This is a genomic window from Streptomyces sp. NPDC102258 (assembly GCF_055584685.1).
In genome coordinates, this window is sequence record NZ_JBVJLO010000042.1 from 1 (window position 1) to 19,926 (window position 19,926).

Annotated in this window: 15 protein-coding genes and 1 pseudogene; 11 read left to right on the forward strand and 5 right to left on the reverse strand. The window is 67.3% G+C overall.

What is annotated here, in order from left to right:
• Both tcmP and ACZ6ZT_RS34145 read left to right on the forward strand, forming a co-directional pair.
• On the forward strand, positions 1–967 hold a 967-nt coding region (gene tcmP, locus ACZ6ZT_RS34140), incomplete at its 5' end, for a three-Cys-motif partner protein TcmP (RefSeq protein ID WP_469724298.1).
• 136 nt (positions 968–1,103) lie between these two features.
• Positions 1,104–1,433 carry a hypothetical protein gene (locus ACZ6ZT_RS34145; protein WP_469724299.1) on the forward strand — a complete coding sequence of 110 codons (330 nt, stop codon included), beginning with the start codon at positions 1,104–1,106 and terminating at the stop codon, positions 1,431–1,433.
• Positions 1,434–1,679: 246 nt separating this feature from the next.
• Here the strand turns inward: ACZ6ZT_RS34145 and ACZ6ZT_RS34150 are convergent, their stop codons facing one another.
• Positions 1,680–2,924: a HEAT repeat domain-containing protein gene (locus tag ACZ6ZT_RS34150; protein WP_469724300.1), complete on the reverse strand. Its 1,245-nt coding sequence runs from the start codon at positions 2,922–2,924 to the stop codon at positions 1,680–1,682.
• Positions 2,925–3,273: 349 nt separating this feature from the next.
• On the opposite strand from ACZ6ZT_RS34150, the gene ACZ6ZT_RS34155 reads away from it, so the two are divergent.
• Both ACZ6ZT_RS34155 and ACZ6ZT_RS34160 read left to right on the forward strand, forming a co-directional pair.
• Positions 3,274–4,254, forward strand: coding sequence for a hypothetical protein (locus ACZ6ZT_RS34155; RefSeq protein WP_469724301.1), 981 nt, complete (start codon positions 3,274–3,276; stop codon positions 4,252–4,254).
• 598 nt (positions 4,255–4,852) lie between these two features.
• Positions 4,853–6,082 (forward strand): hypothetical protein, encoded by a 1,230-nt coding sequence (locus ACZ6ZT_RS34160; RefSeq protein ID WP_469724302.1) that lies wholly within the window; start codon positions 4,853–4,855, stop codon positions 6,080–6,082.
• Between the two features lie 110 nt (positions 6,083–6,192).
• On the opposite strand, the pseudogene ACZ6ZT_RS34165 reads toward ACZ6ZT_RS34160, so the two are convergent.
• Positions 6,193–6,324: pseudogene (locus ACZ6ZT_RS34165) on the reverse strand (IS5/IS1182 family transposase); the annotation flags it as partial.
• An 87-nt stretch (positions 6,325–6,411) separates the two neighbouring features.
• On the opposite strand from ACZ6ZT_RS34165, the gene ACZ6ZT_RS34170 reads away from it, so the two are divergent.
• From ACZ6ZT_RS34170 to ACZ6ZT_RS34195, 6 genes are all read left to right on the forward strand, one after another.
• A complete protein-coding gene (locus tag ACZ6ZT_RS34170; protein WP_469724304.1) occupies positions 6,412–7,011 on the forward strand; it encodes a hypothetical protein in 600 nt (199 codons plus the stop codon).
• Between the two features lie 103 nt (positions 7,012–7,114).
• Positions 7,115–7,570 (forward strand): hypothetical protein, encoded by a 456-nt coding sequence (locus tag ACZ6ZT_RS34175; protein ID WP_469724305.1) that lies wholly within the window; start codon positions 7,115–7,117, stop codon positions 7,568–7,570.
• A 72-nt stretch (positions 7,571–7,642) separates the two neighbouring features.
• The gene (locus ACZ6ZT_RS34180; protein WP_469724306.1) at positions 7,643–8,476 is read left to right on the forward strand and encodes a transposase family protein; all 834 of its coding nucleotides are present in this window, start codon (positions 7,643–7,645) and stop codon (positions 8,474–8,476) included.
• A 126-nt stretch (positions 8,477–8,602) separates the two neighbouring features.
• Positions 8,603–9,781: a NucA/NucB deoxyribonuclease domain-containing protein gene (locus ACZ6ZT_RS34185; protein ID WP_469724308.1), complete on the forward strand. Its 1,179-nt coding sequence runs from the start codon at positions 8,603–8,605 to the stop codon at positions 9,779–9,781.
• An 18-nt stretch (positions 9,782–9,799) separates the two neighbouring features.
• Entirely contained in the window at positions 9,800–10,324 is a 525-nt protein-coding gene (locus tag ACZ6ZT_RS34190; protein WP_469724310.1) for a hypothetical protein, read from the forward strand.
• Positions 10,325–10,487: 163 nt separating this feature from the next.
• Positions 10,488–10,751 carry a hypothetical protein gene (locus ACZ6ZT_RS34195; RefSeq protein WP_469724311.1) on the forward strand — a complete coding sequence of 88 codons (264 nt, stop codon included), beginning with the start codon at positions 10,488–10,490 and terminating at the stop codon, positions 10,749–10,751.
• Positions 10,752–10,922: 171 nt separating this feature from the next.
• Here the strand turns inward: ACZ6ZT_RS34195 and ACZ6ZT_RS34200 are convergent, their stop codons facing one another.
• Positions 10,923–11,099, reverse strand: coding sequence for a hypothetical protein (locus ACZ6ZT_RS34200; RefSeq protein ID WP_469724312.1), 177 nt, complete (start codon positions 11,097–11,099; stop codon positions 10,923–10,925).
• Between the two features lie 947 nt (positions 11,100–12,046).
• Between ACZ6ZT_RS34200 and ACZ6ZT_RS34205 the strand changes: the two genes are divergently transcribed.
• Positions 12,047–13,209 (forward strand): IS3 family transposase gene (locus tag ACZ6ZT_RS34205; protein WP_469724314.1). Its coding sequence is split into 2 segments (ribosomal slippage): positions 12,047–12,331 and positions 12,334–13,209, totalling 1,161 coding nucleotides; the frame shifts between segments, so codons are not numbered across the junction.
• A gap of 541 nt (positions 13,210–13,750) precedes the next feature.
• On the opposite strand, the gene ACZ6ZT_RS34210 is transcribed toward ACZ6ZT_RS34205, so the two are convergent.
• Complete coding sequence (locus ACZ6ZT_RS34210; protein WP_469724315.1) at positions 13,751–15,067, reverse strand: hypothetical protein; 1,317 nt, start codon at positions 15,065–15,067, stop codon at positions 13,751–13,753.
• Positions 15,064–19,869: an RICIN domain-containing protein gene (locus ACZ6ZT_RS34215; RefSeq protein WP_469724316.1), complete on the reverse strand. Its 4,806-nt coding sequence runs from the start codon at positions 19,867–19,869 to the stop codon at positions 15,064–15,066. Before ACZ6ZT_RS34215 ends, ACZ6ZT_RS34210 begins: the two co-directional genes overlap by 4 nt.
• Positions 19,870–19,926 lie beyond the last annotated feature (57 nt).

Genomic DNA, 19,926 nt, shown 5'->3' on the forward strand with positions numbered 1-19,926 from the left:
ATCCGCTGACACCACGTTACTTACCAAACACCCAAGGCGGAACAAAACGCTCTTTAAGCTCGACTGCTACTTCATCGAAAAGGACCGCAAGAACTACCAGTCCCTGTCGGCGCTCGTGGCGGAAGCCCGGGAGCAGGGGATCTCAGCCCACGCCCTGCAGGGCCGTGTCGAGAAGCACCTGGACCATGTCCTTGAAGCCGCCGAAGGGTCACCGCTCTTCGCATTCCTCGACCCCTTCGGCCTCGGCGTCACCTTCGAGGCCCTCACGCAGCGGATCTTCGGGAGCCGTCGCCCCGGAGGCCAGCCCACCGAGGTCCTCCTCAACTTCAACGCCAACGCCGTACGCCGCTTCGGCGGCCTGCTCACCAGTACGAAAGAGATCCCCGGAAAGCCGGCAACCCTGAAGGCGATGGACGATGCCTGCGGCGGCGACTGGTGGCAGCAGGAGTTCCTGGACTCCGCGAACAACGCCGAGGCAGTGGACCGCATCACCGCCGGCTTCGCGATGCGGGTAGGGCGGGCTGTAGGAGCTGGCTCTTGGACCGTCGCGGTGCGCAACCGCGCGGACCTTCAGGTCGCCTACAACCTGGTCCACTTCAGCCGGCATAGGGTTGGCCTCTGGCTCTTCGGGGAAGCGGCCAGTCTTGCCCAGGTGGAATGGCGCCGTGCCTGTCTTCCTCCGGCCAGCTCCGACATGCTCTTCAACGCAGAGGACACGTTCGACGAGGAGGAAGAGACCCGCCGCCTCGGGTGGATCAAGACGATCCGCGCGAATCTGGAGGCCCTCCTCCGCACACACGGCAGCTTCATCGTCGGCGACCACCAGGGCGAGGTCCTGGCTGGGGTACTCGGCCAGGCCCGCGAGAAGCACGTCCGGGCAGCCATCAAGGAGCTCTACAAGGAGGGCAAAACCACCTGCACCGGAATCGGCGACGTGCGAAAGCTACGCGTGACTGGAGCACCCTGAGCCGCGGACGCCGCCGCTCTCAACACCGCCACGTGCCAGGGCTCCGAACTGCCTCGTCCGGAGCCCTGGCACGTGTCGCCGGTAGCCCCCCTTGGATACGACCCGGCAACCCGGCACTCCCCGAGAGGACCCCTGCGTGGACGCGCCGGGATACGACACCAGCGGCTTACCGGCCTGGAACGCCTCCCAGGCCGCCATCGACGCCTACGGCAAGCACCTGCCGGATATCCGGTTCATCGCCTCCCTGCTGGCTGGCTACCAGTCCGACCGCGAGGCCCTGACCGGACGACTCGCCCAGGGACGGGACGCCGTCCTCTCCGAGGTGAACCTCCTTGCCCTGGAGGCCCGCGACGATCTGCTGGAGGCCGGCGCCGTCCTGGACGCCCCGGCCCTTTTCCTGCACACCGGGCCCGTATCTGCCTGGCGAGGAACAGTCAACCGGATACGCATAGTGCCTGTGGCGTGAATCGCTCAGGTCAGTCCCCCAAGCCCGATCGCTTGAGACGCCGAGCGAATCGGACCAGTCCAACTGAGATACGGACCAGATCGTTTGAGACGGGACAGTTATGAAGTGCCTCGCCGAGGACGTTCCGCCGCTGACCTCTGACAGGTGATCTTGGCCGTTTGCCAGGTGAGTTTGACCGCCGCTGGGTTCCTGTCACCCCATCTCGGCCAGCGGCCAGCGGCCGGCGCTCGGTGAGGGGCGGTGGGATCAGTGATTGCGGAACGGTGCCCAGGGATCGGGGAGGGGAGCGCTCGGGTCCTCACCCTCGGTGGACAGTCCGACGTAGGCGCGTAGGGCGGGGCGGGTACCGGGGAGGCCGTACTGGGTGAACCGCTCGTGGAGGTCGGAGCCGAACAGCACGGGCTGGAAGTCCGCGGCGGTCAGCAGCTCGGCCAGGACCCTCAGCAACTCCCGGCGCCCAGCGGAGAGCTCGGCGAACACCGGTACGGTGTCCGCGGGGTCGAACAGGGCTTCCAGCAGGTTCTCGGCGCGGACGGCCAGCGGGCGGGGCACGACTCCGGTCTCCTCGATACGAGGCAGGGCGCGGACGATCTCCAGGAGAACCCCGTCCGGGTCCTCGGCGGCGCCCATCAGGTGCAGCAGACTGCGGACGGTGTAGCTGTGCAGGTCGCCCGCGTGGTGGGCGGTAGCGGTCTCGGGGGCCGGCCCGGCGCCGAAGGCCGCCAGCTCGGCGGCGATGCGCTCCGCAGGCGGCAGGCCGGGCACGGTGGCCGGGTGTGCAACCAGCAAGCGGGTCAGGGCGGTGGCGGCGGCCCAGCGCGGCAAGGGGTGCTCGTGGTCGAGGTAGTGCCGGAGTCGGCCGTCCGGGTCGTGGTCGGCGATCAGCCCGACCGAGACGAGGACCGTGGCGACGCAGACTGGGTCCCGCTCGCCGTCGAGGCAGGCCAGCAATGGGAGCAGGGTGGCGTCGGCCTCCTCGGGGAACCAGCCGAGGAGGTACGCGGTCTTGGTGCGGATCTCCGGGTCCTGGCCGTCGAGCAGTTCGAGCAGGGCGGGAAGCTGGGCGCGGACCGCGTCATAAGAGCGCAGTGCGCCCTCGCGGGCGTCGACGGGGTGCCCCGCCGCGCAGTACGCCCGTCCCTCGCACAGGTTCTTCAGCCGCTCCTCGTCGGTCTCGGCGGCGATCTGCTCGTCGTACCAGCGCAGATTCTCTTCGGGGCTGATGGCTGTGGCGCGCCACGCGGCGGTGTCGATGCCGAGCGGGAGGTCGTACTCGTCGTGCCAATCAATTGCCAGACGGGTCAGCAGCAGCACCGCGTCGGCCCGGGCGCCGACCGGGCCCGCGACAGCGATTCGGGTGAGGAACGGCACGGCGTACGGAGAGGCCGAGTACCGGGTGCCCTGGTGGAAGATGTTGCCGAACAAACTGCGGAAGGCGCTCTCTCGGGCCTCCTCGTCCAGCCCGCACACCATCCGGAGCTGGCCAGGCACGTCCTCGGCGCTGCCCGTAGGCGTGCCCCAGGGCTGCCCAGTCGATGTCGTCCAGCCCTGCCAGGAGATCGTCGGATCTTTTCATGATCCGTATGCTCGCAGGGACCGCTGACACCGTCCCGCAGGCGAGCTGTCTCCTTGAGCCCAGCGGTCAAACTCACCTGTCAATCGGTCAAGATCGCCTGTCAAAGGACAGCCGCCTTCCGTCACCCGCTCGGGGGAACGATTCCGTGTGGGTGACAGGCGGCTACCTCCTGTGGGTGACGCGTTGTCAGTGCCCGTTCGTAGCGTCCGGCCGTGACGATTCCACCGCCTGCGGGCGGTGCCTCCTCAAGGCGGTGACCTTCGGATGAGCCTCACCACCGGACTGCACAGTCCACGTACTCCGCTGCGCAGGTTCCTGGACCGCGAACTGTCAGCCGGCCCACGGCCGCTGCGCGAGTCCTTCCGCGCCCAGCACCAAACCGCCCACCTTCTGCTGCCCGGGCCCGGCGTCGGCACCGAGGCCGGCAACGTCGGCACCGCAATCGACCAGCGCCTGCGCCTCGCCTTCACGACGGCCGCACCCGTGGACCTGGCCACGGAGGCCGGGATCGACCTCACCGGCGGCATCGGCCGGGGAGCGGGGCTGCGGATGCGCGCGGTCGGCAACGAGCTCGCCGCGCGCCTGGCCGAGACCGTGCACCGCCTCGACCTCGACAACCGCGCGTTGTCGATGGACCGCGCCCACGACGAGGAGGAGGACCTGGCCCGCATGCTGCTCGCCGGCGCCTGGTACCAGGTGATGGCCCGCAACCCGTACGGATTCACCTACACACAGCTGTACCTCACCGCGCTGGAGAACCCCGGCGGCTTCACCCTCGACCGGCTCCTGCAGCTCCCCAACCAGGACATGGTCGACGACGTCGTCCACCAGCTCTACCTGGCCACCACCGGCCCCCTGGAGGCGCTGCGCGCCCGCACCCAGGCCCAGGACTGCGTCGGCGGGCCCACCTTCCCGGGCGCAGGCATCACCGCCGACGCCGACCTCGTGGTCGACGGCGTGCTGCTCGACTTCAAGAGCACCAAGCACCCCTTCGCCCGGGGCCTGTCCCAGCACACCGCGAACCAGCTGATCGGCTACCTGCTCCTCGACACCGCCGACCGCTACCGGATCGACACCCTGGGCCTCTACCTAACCCGCTCCGGCGTCCTCGCCAGCTGGCCCGTGGAGGAGTACCTCACTACAAAGCCAACAAGCCGTAGTCCGGGCTTCCGGGTCCGTATTCCTCTTCCTGCCCCTGTGTCATGTGACATCCCCTCCAGCTCGCCTGAGTCGAAACGAGCCTAGGGCCCCTTGCCTACCCAGGGGGCAAGCCGACGACAGGCCGTAGTCCGGGCTCTTCGACCACATCCGCGCTGTGATGCCCAAGCCCTGCCGCCCACGGGCAGGAGCGGCTCCATGTGCGCGCCGCCGCTGCCGGGCTGGGGAGCCGTATCCGCGTGGTCACACACCCCCACCTGGTGGCGTTGCCCCATCGCATCTACCCGGCCGCCCGGTCCGGGGTTGCGGGGGCGAGGGGTGCGACGGCGACGCCGACGCCGACGCCGAAGACCGGGTTCCCGGTCCGCTGCAGGAACAGATTGGCGACAAGCCCTAGGGCAGGCCCTTTCTGCAGATGAATCCACATCCGGCCAAAGAGTAGATATCAGGCCAAGTAGGTAGATAATCCGGTGGCACATACACCTGTTCGATAGGTTCACGCGGTCACATCATTGATCAACGAGATCGGAGACACGTGTTCCGCGCGAAGAGAAGGCTCACCGCGTCCTTATCCGCAGCGGCATCCGCCGCAGTGCTGTCCCTGGCAGCAGCCGCACCGGCGAGCGCGACTCCACCCACCGCTAGTTGCAGTGAAACGCATCAAGCCAGGATCATCTTTTGGGCGGTGGCGTGTTCGCAGCCCGGCCAGCCGGTGATCGGCGCCTTTGCCACCTGGCGAAACGTACCCATCACGTTCGACAGTGCGGCGCCCCAAGGGACGACAGTGCAGGCCTCGAACTACCTGACCATGGTGCCTAACACCGAGGGCGGCATGTTCGCCAACCATATCGAAGTCGGGCTATACGCGGAGAAAACCGGCCCATCGAGCAGTACGTACGGTCCGCGCTGGACCGAGGTCGGCAACAGCGGCGGCAAGACGCACGCCATCAGCGAGGGCATCGACCCGGACAAGCCGAACAACGTCAACCACACCTATATGACGATCCGCCAGGCCAGCGGCGACCAGTGGGACGTGCTGTATGACTTCAACTGGGTCGGCTCCACCACCGATCAGCTGAAAGTGCCGCGGGGCAACCCCAACCGCATCGACATCGGCCTTGAGGTCATGGGTCCCCAGTACGTAACGGTCCCCGAGATCACCAACCGGGCCCAGTACATGGACGAGAACAAGACCTGGTCCCGCTCCGCCACCGCGGACACCGCGCAGGCCATGAGCTTGGGCATCTGTGGCCAGAAGAGTCCGTGGGACCCGAACTTCACCTACACTCCCCCCAACTGCTTCAACACGAAGCTGACCGACAGCGCCAAGTTCACGCAGTGGGCCGTCAGCAAGCCCGGGCCGGCCGGTTCCTCCCTCGCTGCGCCGCGAACGGCTCCGTTCGCGGCGCAGTCGACACCCGGCCTGGCGGACCGTGCCCCGGCTGGCATGTTCAACGGGGCCGACCAGGGCGCGCTCGCCCGGTGTATGGCCGAGGACCCCAGCACCTGCCTTACGGCGGTGCCGGGGCTGGCCGAGTGCGTACGCACCGCCAAGCAATGCAACGCCGCCGCCCTGACACCCACGGCATCGCGCCCCACGCATGCACCGTCGGTGCGGTCCACAGAGCCGTCCCTTCCTTCGCCGGTGAATATCCGGGGCCGCGCTGCGGCGGCGTTCGGCGTCCCGCTGCAGGATGTGCACGTCAGCACCGGCAGCAGCGGCAACACCTCGGGTAAGAAGGTGCCTTCGGCGGCGACGCAGCCGGAAGCTGGTGCCGTCTGGACGGTGGAGTCCCAGGCCATGACCAAGGGACTTTCCGCCCGCGGCACCGCCGTCCACGGGTTCCGTGCCACCTACTCGGCCGCAAGCGGCCAGCTTCTTGACGCCTGCTGGGGGCAGATGTGCGCCCGATGACCCGTAATGAGCCTTCGCCAACTTGAAGTCGCAGGTCAAAGGGCTGGTGTGATCGCTTCCCGGGGTGCTCGTGCTGGTCGCGGGCGGAAGTCTGCGGACAAGATCGTCCGTCAGCGGTCGACTTCGAGGTTCGTCAGGACGAGCAGAGCGCGTAGTAGTTGGGTAGCGCGGGCGGGATCGGTACGAAGCTTGGTGAGGATCCGCCAGTTCTTGAGGTGGGCGAAACCATGTTCGACTGGTGAGACCAATGGGCCCGGGGCGCCATCTCATTGGGTAACAGTCCGCACCCAGGGGGAGTTATGAATCATCGCTCAGGCCGTGTACTCGGTATGACTGTCGCCGCGTTAATCAGCCTAGTCGGTTGCGGCAGCAGTAAGGACGGCTCTGCGCCCGAGTCCCGCTCGTCTGCCGTACCTGAGTACGTTGCCGCCTACCGCGCCGGATACACCGCGGGCAAGGCCGTCTACGACTCCTCGGGCAAGGGCGCGGCTGTGCGCGAGACCGTATGGGGCGGCTGTACCCGCCGGGCCCTGCAGGCCGGCAGCGCCGCCGAGATGGATCGTGGCTCCTGGGTGCGAGGCTGCCTCAACGGCGTCGCCAACGCCCCTGAGCAGTTGCCCAGCGGCCCCATGACCAAGCGGACCACGGATGCAAAAATGCTGGAGCGGTTCCGTGCCTGGGCTCGCACCAGGGGTGAGGCGCAGCAAGTCGACCACGCCCGCATGCTGGTCACAGTCCAACTGACCGAACAGGACTATGACGTTGAATTGAGCACGGACTACCCGGCAGAGTCCGGAAATCCTGGACCTGAATCGCTTGCCCAGAGTTTCGTCGAGTGGTGGGACGGTGACCGTGGCCGGGACGGTATCGCCAGGAACGTTCTGGTCCTTGGGGCAGATGGAAAGAGGCTGACCGCACAGCGCATCTGAGGAGTCAACGGCCCTGCTGCGCTGGCTCTTCGGCAGCTTCACCGAAAGTGCCGAAGAGTCGGTTCCTGCGCGCTGTAGCCGGGCGGCCTCTACGATCCGGTGCATGCTGGATCCCGAGCTGCTGGAACGGATCACCGCGCGACGCGTGGAACTGGACGAACTCGAAGAACGGCTGGCCAAACAGCTGGCAGAGGTACAGATCGAGCGGGACGAGCTCGCCGTCGCCGAACGGGTCCTTGAGCGGATGACCGAGAAGCTCGCCGAGGAACGCGCCTCGGACCTACCGGTGCCCGGGCAGGTGGCTGGACGGGCGGTGATGCTTGTCCCGCACCGCGAACCGGGCGTGGAGGAGAGCGCGCTGCCGCCGGACTATCAGCGCATCCTCGCCGTTGTACGGCAGGCCGCCGGACCGGTCATGGCCCGCGAGGTCGGCGAGATGGTGGGGGTGGACGTCAGCGCGCGGGCCAAGCTGGAACCGCTACGCAGCAAGCTGGTCAGACTCGACGATCGCGGCTGGCTGCGGAAACTCCCCGACGGTCGGTTCACCACGCGCCTGTGACCAGGAACACCGCCGCTCGGAGGAGCTCGGCACGGGCGTAACCGGGTTGCCCCCGGGGGCCGTTGGAATTGTGTGACGAATACCAAAGAGCGCGCCGAGGACACCCGCCCGCTTGTCTACCAGTGCCGTCTGTCGCTGTCCACGCGCACCGTCAACCACCTCGCCGATCTGCTCAGGCGCCATCTGAACGCGATTGGGTCCCGGTGGCGGATCCTGCCGCCGGGAAAGATCGCGGTGATCGTCCTGGCCGTACTGCGCCACGACCAGCGCCTGGCCGACATGGCCGGCGGCAACGACGTGTCCGAGTCCACCGTCCGGCGCTGGCGGGACGAGCTGATCGGGCTGCTCGCCGCCCATGCGCCGCGTCTGGACCGCGCCCTGAAGAAAGTCGTCAAGCAGGGCGGGGAGGTGGTCCTGATCGACGGCACCCTCATCCGCACCCAGCGCCGCACCGGAAGGGCCGACCGGCGGAACTATTCCGGCAAGCACCGCAGCCACGGCCTGCACTTCCTCGCCCTGACCGACGAAAACGGCCGCCTGATCTGGATCTCCGCCGCCCGGACCGGCCGCACCCACGACAACACGGCGGCCCGCCACGACCACATCCTGGCCCACCTGCGCGCGGCCGGTCTCGGTGCCCTCGCAGACCTTGGCTTCCGCGGCCTGGACAACGACGTACTCGACCCTGTGATCGTCACTGGCTACACCGCCACCCGCACCCACAAGCTCACCCCGGGCCAGAAGACCGCCAACCGCGTCCTCGCCGTGGGACGTGCACCGGTCGAACATGGTTTCGCCCACCTCAAGAACTGGCGGATCCTCACCAAACTTCGTACCGATCCCGCCCGCGCTACCCAACTACTACGCGCTCTGCGCGTCCTGACGAACCTCGAAGTCGACCGCTGACGGACGATCTTGTCCGCAGACTTCCGCCCGCGACCAGCACGAGCACCCCGGGAACCGATCACACCAGCCCTTTGACCTGCGACTTCAAGTTGGCGAAGGCTCAATGCCCCCCGTTCAGGAGCCCCTATGCGCCTGCCCCGTGACCCTATGACCGGTCAGCGCCGCGCTCCTCTGGCCTGCCGGACGAGCGCGGTGTTCGCGGCCCTGTTCGCCCTTCTCCTCACCAGCGTGACGGCTGCGACCGCCGCCCCGGAGGAAACGATTCGCCAGGCCGTCTCAGCCGACGGCCCGGCCGCCGACGAGGGGAACCTGCGCACCGAGTGCGCTGCCCACCCCGAAGCCAAGACCAAGAAGGGCTGGATCAAGAACCGCTTCGAGACGTGCGTGCACCAGCCCGTCTACCTCAAGCTCCTTGACGACAAGCGGCGGCTACGCGGCGAGCTATGGTTCGACCTGTGGATGCTCGGCTTCTCTTACGACGGTTCCCGCCGCGTGGACTACGTCACCAGCATCGAGAACATCCGGACCAAGGCCGTTGCTGGCGAGAACCCGGCTACCTGGAAGCTCGGACAGTCCTTCTCGGACTCGATCAATGCCTCCGCCAGTGACCCCAACCCGGCCATGACCAAACCACCGGTGACCACACGCGAGGACACCATCGAGCAGTGGAAGACCAAGCCCCAGTGGGTGCTGACCTACACTTCCCCCGACACCGGCCGTCTGGACGCTGCCAACGCTCAGCGCGTCGCCGGGCAGGTCACCCTCGCCATGAACATCACGTCACCGACAGCCGTGCCGTGGGTCGACTCGAACATGGCGTACTCCAACGTCCGCTTCGACTACACCGGGCGAGCTGCCGGAAAGTACAAGGGCACGGTGTTCGTCGAGGCCCGTGTCGAGCTGACCATGAGTCTGAAAGACCCGGAAGTCGATCAGAGCGCCCGGCACATCCTCGACGCCCAGCAGCTGCCTGAACGCACCTTCCCCTCGTGGCCCGGCAAGTCGGTCCCAGGGTCCAGTGAGCCCCTGCACCGACTGATCAACCGCGACAAGCAGGACGCCAACCGGGACGTGGCGATCGCCACCTGCAACGATGTCTGGGGCAACTACGAAGGCAGTGGCTTGGAGTGCGACGAGTATCCGTTCTCCAGTACCTACGAAGGCGCCGCGAAGAACGACAACCGCTATAGCGCCCGGCTCATAGACGGCCGCGACAACCGCAAGGGAGGCGAACGCATCCAGAAGGTATACGAGGAGAACCGCATCCTCGACAACGACCCGTTCTACGTCAAGATCGTTCCCTGAGACCAGCCGAGGACTCCCGTGACCATCCTTGCCGAACACCGGCTGCTGGCCGTCCCCGACCGCCGGGTCATCGAGCTGTACGACGCCGACGCCTACGTCGGCACATCAGCCGTCCTGGACCAGCTCGATGAGCATGTGGTGGCGGGCGACGGGTACCACCTCTACATCGGCAGCCTGCAGAGCGGTGTGGGCGTCGAAGTCACCATCAGGGTCCACGACGTCCCACCGGCCACGTGGCCGGACGCCGACGGCAGCACAGAACTGACCTTGGAGTGCGCAACCGGCAGCCTGATCGTCGGCGAGTTCACCGCGGGAGTCGCCGGAGAAGTCGAACTCCCCCGTCCCGGGGTCTACGGGGTCCGCGCCTCCTGGCAGGGACGCGAGTCCACAGCCCACCAAGCTTCCGCCATCCGCATGCGCGCCGTCGAGGACCAGTGGAGCCGAGCAGCCACACGACAGGCACTGGACACCATCGCAGGCTCCGAAACGTACTGCTTCGACATGTGGTATCTCCACGAACCCGAAGACGACGACTTGGAATGACAGGAGCCTGACCAACACCGGTGAGGCCGGCGCGGAGCGCGCCGGCCTCACCGCCGCTCACAGCGACGGCGAAGCCCGCAGCATCGCCTCAACAGCAGTTCCACATCGGGCTGTCCGGTCGATGCAGGGGGCGGATCTTCCTCTTCCGGGGTGCGGCTTCCTCTTGCCGGGTCAGTCTGCCCGTCCCGGGGATCGGAAGTACCCGGGGATCGGAAGTACCCGGCACCTGGTCGCCACGCACGGCGAGGCCTTCGACCTGTGGCAGCTCCCCGCCCTCCAGTACGGCATCGCCCCCGAGCACGCCTGGGCCCCCGACACCCTGTCGCTGACCATCACCAAGTTCACCACCCTCCTGCACACCCTTCTCGCCCAGCACGTGCGCGCCGCCAAGGCATGGTCAGGCCGGGGCCGTCGGCTTCGCCGATGATGCCGCCGACGTCCAAGGTGGAGGGCAGGCTGGAGGAAGCGGCCGTGCGGGAAGAGGGGGTGGTCGTGCGGGCCAGGATCCGCCGGGCTGCGGTGAGCCCGCCGCAGCCGACAACGTCGAGGGTGAGCGCGGCCGGCCGGATCCCGGCAAGGACAGCGGGCGCATCGTCGGTCAGGGTGAGACGATCCCCCACTGCGAGCGGCAGGGAGCGCAGGTTCGGTAGACGCGGGGGTCGTGGGTGGGTGCCGGGTCCTCCAACCAGACCAGCGCCGCCGGGTCGGCGGCCGCGGCGAATTCGGCCGCGACGGCCGGCGGCCAGCTGCCGACGGCGTCACAGCCAGGCGGCATGCAGGCGGACCGTGGGCGCGATCAACTCTGGCATCCGGCAAAGATACTGTCCGAACGTGTCCCCGACGCCGGGCAGTGCCTAACGTCCCTCACTACGCAGAAGTGCTTCTACCTGCTCAAACACAACCCGAACCGCAGATAACACCGGTCGTCGTCGCGTACATCGAGGTCTGACCGAGCGGAGCACCGGTGCCGACGATCGTCCAGGAGCTCCCCGGCCACCGCGGCCTCGGCGAGCGGCGCTCCAGTCGCTCGCGGCCCTGTTGCTCGCGGCCCTGACGGGCCTGGACCCAGCGGCGTATGGCGAGCGTGGGTTAACGTCCTGGACCAGGCCGATGGCTATGAGCCCGGCAGCAGCCGGTGCAACACGGCCCGTGCTGCTGGCTGCTGCAGTGCGGCCGAGTTGCAGCAGCTTCACCGCGTGCAGCGCAGCATTCGCACGACCGGGCGGCACATCGCTGCTGCTTGGACAGCAAGGCGGACCTGGTCCGGGACGAAAGCGCTGTTCACGAGGGCCTCCTGGTCGATGCCCCGACTGCGCCCAGCCGCTGCCCGACTTCGCCCGCCACTGCCGCATGTACTGCTCTCGTTGGTGCACCGGGCGTGCCACCACCATCCGCAAGCGGCAGAAATCGGAGGAGGGAGACTGGGTGAGCCGGGAGGGCGTGAGTCTGTGAGGTGGAGACTCGCTCGCCTATTTCTGTGCTCTGGTCGGGACGCTGTTGTCCTTCCCCCAGCCGTCTGCTTTGCAGCGACCCGCGGGGGAGCACCGAAGCGAGGTTGAGTCGCTTCCTTGAGTCGCTGACAAATGCGCAGGTCAGAACGCTTCTGGAGTCGAAGCAGCGACTGAAGCGACTCAACTTCAGGTATATGAGGTCGGGTCTGCCGCACGATCGGGTGACATCTGAACTGGCTTGCCTTGTGGGGCAGGTGGGAAGGATGTCGCTGTGCCCAAGCCATACCCGGAAGAGTTCCGCCAGGACGTCGTGCGGGTCGCAAGGAACCGCGGCCCGGGCGTGACGGTCGAGCAGGTGGCCACCGACTTCGGCGTCCACGCGATGACGCTGTGGAAGTGGATGCGCCGGGCGGACATCGACGAGGGGACAAAGCCCGGAACGTCCAGCCAGGAGAGCGCGGAACTACGGGAAGCACGTCGGCGGATCAAGCTGCTGGAGCAAGAGAACGAGGTCCTGCGCCGGGCCGCGGCCTACCTGTCGCAGGCGAACCTCCCGGGAAAAGGATCTACCCGCTCGTGAAAGAGCTGGCCGCGGACGGGACGCCCGTCACGGTGACGTGCCGGGTGCTCAAGCTCGCCAGACAGCCCTACTACCGCTGGCTCGACCAGCCGGTAGCCGACGCCGTACTCGCGCAGGCGTATCGCGCGAACGCGCTGTTCGACGCCCACCGTGAGGACCCGGAGTTCGGCTACCGATTCCTGGCCGACGAAGCACGTAGCACCGGGGCCACCATGGCCGACCGGACCGCGTGGCGGATCTGCCGGGACAACCGCTGGTGGAGCGCGTTCGGGAAGAAGCGCGGCCGGACCAAGAAGGCCGGCCCACCGGTGCACGACGATCTCGTCCGTCGTGACTTCACCGCGACCGGCCCGAACCGGCTGTGGCTCACCGACATCACCGAACACGCCACCGGCGACGGAAAGCTGTATCTCTGCGCGATCAAGGATGTCTTCAGCAACAGGATCGTGGGCTACTCCACCGACGCACGCATGAAGTCCCGCCTGGCCGTGACCGCCCTGGACAACGCCGTGGCCAGGCGCGAGCACGTCGCCGGATGCATCCTGCACAGCGACCGAGGCTCGCAATTCCGGTCCCGGAAATTCGTCCGGGCTCTCGACCGCCACCGGATGGCCGGATCGATGGGGAGAGTCGGGGCAGCCGGCGACAACGCGGCCATGGAGTCCTTCTTCAGCCTGCTGCAGAAGAACGTCCTCGACCGTCGGCAGTGGGCCACCCGCCAGGAACTACGGATTGCCATCGTGACCTGGATCGAGAGGACCTACCACCGCCGCCGCAGGCAAGCCGCACTCGGCAGGCTGACCCCCGTCGAATTCGAGACCGTCATGACAACACCGGCCCTTCAGGCCGCGTGACCGAACCTGTCACCCGAACCTGCATCAGACCCCACGTCGTACTGCGTGACTCGGGTGTTGCAGGCCTGACCTGCACATTTTTCGTCCGGCAGGCGTGACGGAGGCGTGTTGCAGGGCCCGTTGCGCTGAAACGAACTCCACCCTCCCCGCGCGGCCGGCCCCCCGGCGCCCCTGTAGGGGCTCGGCTCTCGGCATGTTGTGTGCGGGCGGGTGCCGTCAGAAGGCGTACCGCCTCCAGGCCGGAGCCGCGCAGCTCGCAGACGTGCGCGTGGACGTCACGACTCCGCCGCTGGGTTGACCCGTGCCCGGGCCGGTCCGCCCCGGATCCGCACGTGCGTAACGGGCCGCCGGGACATGGGCAGGGCTGATGGGGCTGCCTGTGAGGACCGGGGTCGGCTGCTTTGCCCTCCTGGAGGTGCGAGCCTCGTGCCGCGGCCGAGGGCGGGCAGATCTGTGCGGGATGTGGGTGTGCGAAGAGTACTGAGAGCGCCCCTCCGGGTGGGAGGGGCGCTCTGGGTGGGCTGGTGTTCAGGCGAGAGGGTCAGTTCCGTTGAATCAGGTGGTTGACCGAGAAGAGCAGATGGTTTTCGCCGTACTGAAATTTGCTGCTGAGGGTTTCGTAGCGGGCGTACTGCGCTTCAGTGAGCGGCAGCTGCAGAATCTTCAGTGCGCGTAGGAGCAGGCGGAATCCAAGGTCGGGGTCGACCTTGTTGACGACTTGTTCCAGAGAGTTCCACACTGCGGTGCCTTGCACGGGACGGGGCCCCGGGCTGATCACTGTGCCTTCGGCGACGGGCGCTGTCTCCCGGATCTCGCGGAGGACCGCGTCGCGGAGATCGGTGCGGACGGCTGACGCAGAGGGGACGTGGGTAGGTGCGACCTTGGCCAGGTGCTTTTCGCATACATCCGCGACTTGTTCCAACCACTCCCGGCCGCTGATGCCGGACTCGGCGATGTTGTGGCCCCGGTCCGTTGCCGCCAGCCACAGCAGGCTGATCGTGTCGTCGGACAGTGTGGAGTCGAGGATCCGGCGGGTGTCTTCCATAACGATCGCGGCCTCGGAGCCGGGAGGCCGTTCATAGCCGTCGTGTTGCACGGCATCCTCGACGGCCGCGCGAGGAGTGCGGTAGTGCCACCCTGCGGTGAACAGCATGGCGAGTCTGGTGAGTCCGAAGTCGTCGTCGAGCCCGTAGCGGGAAGTGCCGACCGGTGGCCAGCTGATGCGGAGGCCGTCGTGGACCACGGCCGGAGGGAAACCGAACTGCCACCCCAGGACGAGGAGGCGGCGGTATTCCTTGTGTGGGACCGGCACGGAGTGTGTCTTGAGTGAGCGTAGAAACAGCCGCATGCCAAGGTCACCATCGGCGCCGGTCACCACTTGTTCGAGGCTCTGGACGAGGTCCGGGTTTGCCGAGGCACGGGCGAGATCCGGGGCCATGGCCCGGATCTCCGCCACGGCCGCCCGGCAGAGGCGCTCGCCCTGCACCGGCCGCACGGGCGGCGGAGTGTAGGAGCGCCGTTCCCGGCGGAGCTGTGCTGTGGAGACCTCCGAGATCCTCTCCAGCCACTCGCGGACGTTCATGCCCTGGTTGACCGGGTCGAAGGCCTGCCGTGTGGAGGCGAGCCACACGGTGTGGAGAACCTGTTCCGGGAGTTCGGACGCCAGCAGCCGGCGAGCGTCTTCACCCAGTTCGACGGCTTCCTCACCCTCGGACCGGGCGGCGATCTCTTTCGCGTACCCGAGGGCGGTGGCCAGGCCGACTTCCGGGCCGGCCTGGCTGAGGTGCTCGGCCAGGCCAGTCAGCCCGAAATCCTCGCCGTATCCGAGTTCATAGTAGGCGGGACGTTCCGCTGTCATAGGACATCCCCCGGGAATGCCGTCATGATGGTGAATCCTCCACGGCCATTTGCATGGCTTTTTACCTTCATGAGTTTGACCGTGACTGTGTTTCCGGCATCTCTAACCGTCACGCCGTCCGGATAGTACACCTTACCCAGGGACGGATAGACATCCCACCTCCCCTTTATCTCCAGAACCATTTCACCGTCCGCCGCTCGGGCGACTTTCAACTTGAAGGCGGCCCATTTGGCGTCGTCGAAAATCTTCTCACCGGTTTTTGCTCTGGTGGTGAAGTAGTCGCCTACCACGCGGTCAATGGCCTGCTGGGCGATTTCCTGGCTGGTCCAGACAGAGTTCGGGCCCTTCTTCCTTGCGGCAAGAGCAAACGCTTCGGCCGGAGTCGGATTCACGTGCTCGCCGAGCGCGTGAAGCACTCCCTTGTCCTTGTACGTTTTGAGGGCCGGCAGAAGTTCGTCGTTGAGGTTCAAGCAATTGTGTACGAGTATGTCTGACGCCTGGGGTCCCTCAGTACTGACGTAGAAGGTGTGCAGGCCGTTGACCGTGAGGTCATAAACCTGCTGGGATGTTGTGCCAGTGTCGTTATGCTGCACCCCTGCCACCGTGATCGGCTCCCCGTCGGGGCGGAGCAGCCGGTCTCCTGGGCGAAGCTCTGAGGCCAGTACCCATCCACGTTTCGCGGTGTAGAGCCTGTGCCCGGGTGTGGTGGCCAGGTCGTTGCCGTCGGCCAGGGTGATGGTGACCAGCCGGTCAGCTGGGTGCTGATAGGTGTCGACAATCGCCTCGGAGTGAACCGCCTTGGTGTCCGGGTCGCCAGCCAGTACTGCATCGCCAACCCGGAGCGAGTTGATCGGGCGATGTGTTCCGTCCGCCATAAGCACGAGGGTGGCGGCCGGGAAGCTGTTCGTCTTGCACGAGGTGACGACGGCTTCGGCCATATTGGCTTCGTACTCGATCGCTGCCAGGGCTTCCGGATTAATTCTGAGCGACTTCAGGGCCCGTACGGCGTCGGCGATTCCGATTCCGGTTCGCATGGCTGCGTCGAGGGCGGTGATGCCCTCCGCGATCGGCCGCAGAATCTTGCCCGAGAACAGGAGCGCGACATCCAGGGACGCCCAGGCACAGCCGCCCCAGCTTCCGTTTTTGAATCCGGAAGAGAACTTCTCACCGCACTTGATCCAGTGTCCGAAGAGGAGATCCACCGGGTCGATCCCCGCCTGGTACTCGGCCATCGTGATCGTGTGCGTGGTCTCCTGGGACAGCTCGTCTGTCGGGTACTGACCGAGATATACCGTTTTAGCCGAGGGGCAGGTGGACTTGGACGGGTCCAGGACCTGTGCGGTACACAGGTACAGGTCGAGGTAGGCCTTGTAGCGGATCTTGATGGTCATCGTGCAGTCGCCCCTGTAGAAGAGCGCGTTGATGAACCCCTCGCACCCGGCTGTCTTCTTCAGGGTTTCTGGACTGCCGATCTTCTCGGTGTGGTCGATGACGTAGAACATGTTGCCGATGGAGCTGCCGAATCCGTCGGGGACGGTTCCGGCGTTGATCTGGCTCGCCTTGGCGGCCTTCTCGGCGCGGTCGGCTGATTCCTGGGCTTCCTTGGCGTACTTGTCGGCGTCTTTCGCCGCTTGTTCGGCTTCGGTGGCGGCGGTGGCGGCGCGGTCGGCCGCTGTGCGGGCTGCCTTGGCGTCCTGTTCGGCCTGGGCTGCCGCGTTGCGGGCGGCGGTGGCGTCGAGGGCTGCCTGGTCGGCGGAGTTGCGTGCGTCCTTGGCGTGGCCTTCGGAGCGGTCGGCGGCCTGGTCTGCTGCGACGGCGTCTTCTGCCGCCTGGCGGCCGAATTCGGTGGTGCGGGCGAGCGAGGCCGCGGCCAGGGACGCGGTCGTGGCGGCTTCGGCTGAGTAGCCGAGGGCTTCCTTGGCGTAGCCGCGGGCGTCAGCGGCGTAGCCGGCCGCGTTGGCGGAGTGCTGGTAGGCGGCCTTGGTGTCTTCCTGAGCCTGGTTGGCAAGGGCCTTGGCGGAGGCGGCTCCCTCTTGGGCGTTCTTGGCGTGTGCTTCGGCTATGGCCTTCTGCTGTTCGGCGATCGTCTTCGAGGCCTGCCCGGTGAGCACGATCAGGGTCGCGGTCGAGTCCGTGGTGACGTACGGGGAGCCGAGCTGGATGGCGTCGTTCGCCGGCTGGGCGACCTGAGAGGCCGACTTGCCGGCATCGGCCGCGGCCTGCGCGGTGACATAGGCGAAGCCGGCTGCCTTCGCCGAGGCCGTCACAGCCTTGAGGGCTTCCTGGCTCGCCAGGTCAGCCTGGGTCTTGGCCGTCTTGGCCTTGCCGTCCGCCTCGTCGGCCATGGCGACGGCGCTGCGTGCTTCGGACGCGGCGTGCTGTGAAGCGGCGATGGCGTCAGCGGCGGCACTGGTCGCCGTCTTCACCGCAGCGTCCGCCTTCAGCTTGGCGGCCTGAGCGCCGTCCGCGTCGGCGCGTGACCGCTTCGCAGCCGCTTCGGCGCGTGTGGCCGCCGCGTCCGCCTCCTCGGCCGCCTTCGTCGCGGCGTTCGCCTCACCCCGTGCCTTGCCAGCGGCCGTCTCGGCATCCTTGGCGTGCTGATCGGCCTGATCGGCTGCGGTGCGCGCCGCGTCGGCTTCCGTTCCCGCGTCGAGTGAAGCCGCGTAAGAGGCTTTGGCGCTGGCCTTGGCACGCTCTGCGTCGGCTCTCTGCTCCGCGTCCCAGGCGTCGTCCCGCTTGGCCTTGGCGTTGTCGCGTGCCTTGACCGCGTCGTTCTTCCGGTCGACCGCAGTGGTCTCGGCCGCTTCGGCTTTGGTCCTGGCGTCCTGCGCCTTCGTGGCTTCGGCCTGTGCGTTGTTGCGGTGCTGGGCCGCCTCGGCCTGCTTGGCGGTCGCGGTTCCCTTCTCCTTCTCGGCGTTGGCCTCTTCCGCCTCGGCGGCCAGCCGTTTCGCGTGAGCGGTGGCTGCCGCGACCTTGGCGTCACTTTCTGCCTTCACCGCGTCGCCGAGCCTGGCCTTCGCCGTTTCCGCGTCCTTCTTCGCGTTGTCCCGATGCGACTTGGCCGCGTCCGCGGAGGCCTTTGCCTGCAGCTCGGCCGTGTGTGCCGCCTCCCTGCGGAACTCGGCCTTGGCCTGAGCGGCCTGCGCCAGAGCACGCTGAGCGATGGTCTCGCTGTCCGCGCCCGAGGCACGCGTGGCGGCCTCGGCGGTCTCGCCGGCCTTCACCATCGCGTCCAGCGCGGCCACCGCACCATTGGTGACCTGGGCCTTCTGCTGTCCGACTAGCAGACCACGCCCCCGCGGAGCACCGTTGGCGTCCGCGATCGTGTACGCGGCCTGCGCGGCGGTTTCGGTCGTCGCCGAAGCCTTCCTGGCCGCGGCGGCCTGCGCCTTGAGGACGTCGAGCTGCTTCTTCGCGCCCGCCTGGGCACCGGTGACGGCCGCCTTGGCCTTGGTGAACTCACTCAGCGGCGGAACGGCGCCGTTGCCGGACGGCTTGATGTCGAACTGCTGCGGACCCGACCCGTTGCAGTCCCACAGCCAGGAGTCGTATCCGGGATCGTAGGTGTGCAGGTCCAGACACCTGCCCGTGCCGACGTTCTTGAGGGCGGTGGTGGCCCGAAGGTTGTACTCCCAGGTCTGCGCCGGGGAGCTGTTGCACGTCCAGATCTGGATCCGCGTGCCGTTGGCCGGGTCGTTGTTCGACACGTCCAGGCACTTTTGCGAAACCACGTTCCTCAGGTGCAGACCGTGGTCATCACCGAACATCTGCCACTGCTGCGCGGAGGTGCCGTTGCACCAGTAGACCTGGACCGGTGAGCCGTCATTGGTGCCGCTGTTCTCCACATCGAGGCACTTGCCGCCGACGGCATGAAGCTCGATCACCGCGGGCTTGTCACCGACCGCGCCGATTCCGCCGGGCGACCAGTAGTCCTGCCAGCGGGTGGCGTGGTCGGCCACCCACGAGTGCCCCAGCATCTCGCCCAGGGCCTTCGCCCCCGCCGTGAGGGCCGTGGTCGCCTCGGCATTCGCGGTGAGGATCTGGTTGCGCTGCGCCTGCTGGGAGACTATCTCCTGCTGCCACTCGCCGGCGGCGGTGGTGGTGATGCCGTCGAGCACCCTGTTCGGGTCGATCGGGTCACGCCACGCGCAGCCGGCGAACCGAGCCTTCAGGTCCTCGACGGCGATGCGGTACTCCGCCGTCCCGGGCTGCGGAGCGGTGCGGGGGAACCCTCCGGAGGCCATGAACAGACGGGCGTTGTCCGCCCCCATCGGCTCCGGGGACCAGTCCGTCAGGTGCTCGAACGCGTCGTGTTCCGCGAGGTCACGGTTCCAGTCGCCCCCGGGAGCATGAGGGTCGGGATCTTTCCCGTAGAGAGGAGTTCCCAGATACTTGACCATCCCCTTGGCCTGGTCGTAGGCCTTGGGAGTGGGGTCCTGATAGAAGGCTCCTTCCTCTGTCCAGAACCGGTCGGCTATCCACTTGTTCAGCCCGGTCTGCGTGTAGAAATCCTGTTTCCCATCGCCCGGCGAACCAGGAGGCCCGTGGAAGTCGGCGGTGTTCATGCCCCCGGGCGGATTCGTCAGCCCTGCCAGAGGCTTCGCCCACGCATCCCGCTGGGCGCCGAAGCTGCTCATCGCGCTGCTGGACGCGTCCCGGTCCTTCTTGTAGGCGACCGCCAGAGGTGTCTGCTCCCAGCGCTTGCGGTCAGCCAGGACGTGCAGTTTGTCCTGGGGCTGGTTCAGACCGTCCTGCGCGGTCTGCGCCATGGCCGGACCGCCCAGGCGCAGTACATCGTTCATCAGACACTGAGCGTTTTCAGCGTGGTCACTGATCGAGTGACGCCGGTGAGGTTGAGG